Source organism: Kitasatospora sp. NPDC058965 (genome assembly GCF_042741245.1).
Classification (GTDB): Bacteria; Actinomycetota; Actinomycetes; order Streptomycetales; family Streptomycetaceae; genus Kitasatospora.
Genome location: NZ_JBHYKG010000500.1, coordinates 1 through 3,949, shown reverse-complemented (window position 1 = coordinate 3,949; position 3,949 = coordinate 1). Strand labels below are relative to the sequence as shown.

Below are 3,949 nucleotides of genomic sequence, written 5' to 3'. Positions count from 1 at the left end.
GAGCGGGCCACTACTCGGCGGCGCGCCGGCGGCGCAGCGCCAGGAAGCCGGCCCCGCTCAGCAGGACGCCGCCGCCGAGCGCGGCCGCGGCCGCGACCGGGAAGTGGCCGGTCGTGCCGGCCAGGCCGCCGAAGCCCGCCGCGACGCCGCCGCCCGGGTTGTCGGTGTCGGCCTGGTTGACCGCGGCGGTGTTGGGCAGCGCCACGTAGGGGAAGTGCTTGCCGAAGGCGTGGTCGGGGGCGTTCACGCCGTCACCCGCGGCCAGTGCGGGCACGATGGTGCCGGTCTGGGCCGCGCCCTCCAGGGCCTGCAGTTCGATGTCCACCACGTCGTCGCCCAGGCGGCGGCCGTTCGGGAAGCCGGCGAGGTCCTGGCCGAGTACCCCGAGCCGGTTGGGGGTGTCGGTGGGCGGCACGGCCATGTTGAGGCGCAGTTCCTCGGCCGGGGTGAAGTTCGCCTTGCTGACGTCGGCGTTGAGCAGCTGCGAGTTCAGGTCGGCCTGGATCGGGCCGCCGGAGTTCTTCGAGATCCCGGTGAGGAAGATCTCGACCAGGTCGTTGCGCGGGGCGGCCGGGGCGGGGATGCCGTAGATGCTCTGCACGAGCTTGGGGACGATCGGGTCCTTGACCTTGTCGACCACCGGGGTGACGGTGTGGTCGTCGACCGGGGCCAGCGCGTTGAACGCGTCCTTGTACTTCAGGGGCACGACGACCTCGTTGACCAGCGGGTTGCCCAGGCGCGAGACCTGGTGCCAGCCCTCGCCGCCCTTGTCCTGCCGCTTGCCCTCGCCGCCCTTGTCGGCGGCCCTGCCCTCGCCGCCCTTGTCACGGGAGTCGGCCACCGTGGTGCCCTTGCGGTCGGTGGTGGACCAGATGCCGACCACCGGGTTGCGGGTCGGGTCGCCCTTGAGCGCGAGGTCGGCCTTCGGGACCTGCAGGGCGATGGTGTTGACGTTGTATCCGGCGAGCGTGTTGTGGCCGCTCTCCTTGAGGTTGCCGCCGTACAGCAGGTCGAAGACGCGCAGGTCGAGGAAGAACGGGTCGGCGGCCTGGCCGGCGTAGGTCTGGCCGCCGCCCGGCAGGTCGAGGGTCGCCTGCTTGCGCAGCCGCTCGTAGTCGGGCATCGAGGCCTTGCCGACGTTGGACGGGGCGGCCGGTACGTCCTTCAGCAGGGTCTTGGTGGAGCCGTCCGCGCAGGTGACCGTCAGGGTGTACGTCTGGGTGAAGTTCAGCGTCGGGTCGGTGAGGTTGTTCACCACGCCGGTGTTGTAGAGGAACTGGTTCGCGTCGTCCTTGTAGTGGTTGCTGAACGTCCAGGTGTAGACGGTGTCGGGCTTTCCGTCCCCGTCGCTGTCGATCTTGATGTTGTAGTGCGCGTCGTCCGCGAACGGGTAGAAGTTCGGGCCGCCATTGGGCTCCTCGAACGGGATCCAGTTCGCCACCAGCGTCACCGTGTCGGGCTTGTCGGGGCTGGTGAAGGCGTACACGTCGGTGTTGTCGGCGCGCGGGTCGCCCGCGATCAGCGGTGCCTCGCGGTGGCTGGAGGCGGCGCTGACGCCGGGGGTGAGGCCGGCGAAACCGGCGGCGGCCAGCAGGGCCATCACGCCGAGGCCGGCCATCGGCCGCTCGGCGCGGCGGGCCGGCGCCGAGGGGCGGGACGAACGGGGAAGCTGCATGATCCGTCTTTCCTGGCAGCAACCGCTCCGGGCGGGGCGCCGGCATCGGCCGCGCCCGCCCGACAGCGGCCGGAGGGGGATGCGCCGGCGCGAGAGGACGCGGACGCTGTCGTGCGCGAAGGGGACAGTGGCGGTCGGTCATGCGCACCTGGTCAGTGACCTCGGGCGCTCGGCGGCTCGCGCCGTGCTCTCCGCTGCTGTCGCGTTCTGCGGGCCGTGCGGCCCGTTCACCACCAGACCACGCAGAGCGACCGGGTCGCTACTCGGAGGAGCCGTTAGGGGCAGTGGTCGCCGCGAGTGCCGGGACGTCAGTTCCCGCACGCACCGGCCGCTCGGGGCGGGGTTCGGCCGGTGGCGGCGGCGGAAGGTGGCCGGGCCCTCATGGCGGGCGGTGAGCACCGCGGTGCTCATCGGGGTCCCGGCTCCCGGGCGGGCTACGACGCACCGTCACCAGGTCATGCGGTGGCGGGCCGTCCTCACTCGTGCGGGTGAATGCCGACAGTCGGGCAAGCCGACCCGGGGGCCGCACCGAAGGCATCACGTGAGGGCCCGCGAGCGGCGGGCTCCGGCCTGAGACGGGAGCATGATGCCGACAGAGCGCATCGACACCCGACTGCTCGAAGAACTCACCGAGCAGTCCGAGGACTTGAACAGCGACGCGGTGCGGATCACGCGCGGGGCGCTGATCGACTTCGGACAGGCGGTCGAGCCGGGCCGGCGCCGCTGGTGGCAGCGCGGCCGCCTGGTCGCCGGCGCGGGCGGCCTCGCCGCGCTGTGGGGCGCCTCGCGCGCCTTCGCCGACACCGCCTCGCCGTCCCCGTCGGCGTCCGGCTCGGTGGCCGACGACATCATGGCGCTGCAGACCGCCGCCTCGATCGAGAACCTGGCGGTGAGCGTCTACCAGACCGCCGCCGGGCTGCCGTTCATCAAGGACGGCAACAAGACGGTGACCGCGTTCATCACGAAGACGACCGCGCAGCACCAGGCGCACGCCAAGGCCTTCAATGCGGCCGCGACCCAGGCCGGCGGCAAGGCGCAGAACGGCCCCGACCCGAAGTACAAGGCGGTCGTCGACCAAGCCCTGCCGACCATCAAGACGTCGGCCGACGTGGTCAAGCTGGCCATCACCCTGGAGGACGTGGCCGCGCAGACGTACACCAAGAACGTCTCCCAGGTCACCTCCGCCGACCTGCGCAAGCTGTTCGCGTCGGTGGCCCCGGTGGAGGCCCAGCACCGCGCCACCCTGCTCGCGGTGCAGGCGCTGCTGGCGGGCAACGCCGCCGACCTGATCGCCATCCCGGTCGACCCGGCCAAGCTGCCCGCCGCAGCCGGCAGCGTCGGCTTCCCCGACGCCTTCTACAAGACCACCGACGCCTCCCCGATCAGCGAAGGGGCCGTGCAGTGACGACCACCAAGGGCGGCTGGGACCTCCCCATCAGCGAGCACGAACTCGCCCGGCTGACACGCGAGATGCGCGACGCGCACCAGGAGACGCTGCCCGCCATGCGGGCCGGCGCCGTCGACCTGGCCGAGGAGATCCGCGCGCGCGGCGGCGCCGGGCCGCGGGACACCGGGCGCCGCCGGTTCCTGCTCGGCGCCGGTGGCGCGGCGGCCGCGGTCGTGCTGGCGGCCTGCTCCAGCAGCAAGTCGACCGGTTCCGCCGCCTCGGGCAGCCCGTCGGCGGCGGCCTCCGGCTCGGCGTCCGGCCTGTACACGGGCGACCTGAAGGTGGTGGCGCTGGCCACCGCGCTGGAGAACCAGGCCGTCGGTGCCTACCAGACCACCCTGGACGCCGCGAAGAACGGCAAGCTCGGCACCGTGCCGCCCGCGGTGGCGGACTTCGTGACCACGGCGATGGCCCAGCACACCGACCACGCCAAGGCGTGGAACGCCGTGCTGACCGGCGCCGGCAAGCCCGCCATCACGGACGTGCCGCTGTCGAACCAGGCCGACACCGTGGCCGCCCTGGGCAAGGCCACCAGCGTCGGCGACGTCGCCAAGCTCGCCCTGCAGTTGGAGGACCAGGCCGCCCAGACCTACCTGTTCGCGACCTACAACGTGACCAGCCCGGCCGGCATCGCCACCGCGGCCAGCATCGCCCCCGTCGAGGCCATGCACGCCGCCATCCTGAACTACGTGCTGGGCCAGTACCCCGTGCCCGACGACTTCCTGCCCGTCGACAAGGCCGCCAGCCCGACCCTGCTGACCGTCTGACCCGACCCACCGGAACCGGTGCGTGCCCGGGCGCGCAACGACTCTCCCGCGCCCGGGCAC

3 protein-coding genes are annotated in these 3,949 nt (G+C 72.7%); 2 read left to right on the top strand and 1 reads right to left on the bottom strand.

Features of this window, described 5'->3' with window-relative positions:
* Positions 1-10: 10 nt before the first annotated feature.
* Positions 11-1,675 carry a DUF4331 domain-containing protein gene (locus ACFW1A_RS39295; protein ID WP_380418287.1) on the bottom strand — a complete coding sequence of 555 codons (1,665 nt, stop codon included), beginning with the start codon at positions 1,673-1,675 and terminating at the stop codon, positions 11-13.
* Between the two features lie 586 nt (positions 1,676-2,261).
* Between ACFW1A_RS39295 and ACFW1A_RS39290 the strand changes: the two genes are divergently transcribed.
* Positions 2,262-3,080, top strand: a complete 819-nt coding sequence (locus tag ACFW1A_RS39290; RefSeq protein ID WP_380418285.1) for a ferritin-like domain-containing protein — start codon at positions 2,262-2,264, stop codon at positions 3,078-3,080.
* On the top strand, positions 3,077-3,889 hold the full coding sequence (locus ACFW1A_RS39285) for a ferritin-like domain-containing protein (RefSeq protein ID WP_380418282.1): 813 nt from the start codon (positions 3,077-3,079) through the stop codon (positions 3,887-3,889). The genes ACFW1A_RS39290 and ACFW1A_RS39285 overlap by 4 nt, the downstream gene beginning before the upstream one ends.
* Positions 3,890-3,949: the final 60 nt, after the last annotated feature.

What these genes read in the sequence shown, in the direction of transcription:
- ACFW1A_RS39295 (WP_380418287.1), bottom strand. Translation starts at nt 1,675, where the DNA reads ATGCAGCTTCCCCGTTCGTCCCGCCCCTCGGCGCCGGCCCGCCGCGCC.
- ACFW1A_RS39290 (WP_380418285.1), top strand. Translation starts at nt 2,262, where the DNA reads ATGCCGACAGAGCGCATCGACACCCGACTGCTCGAAGAACTCACCGAG.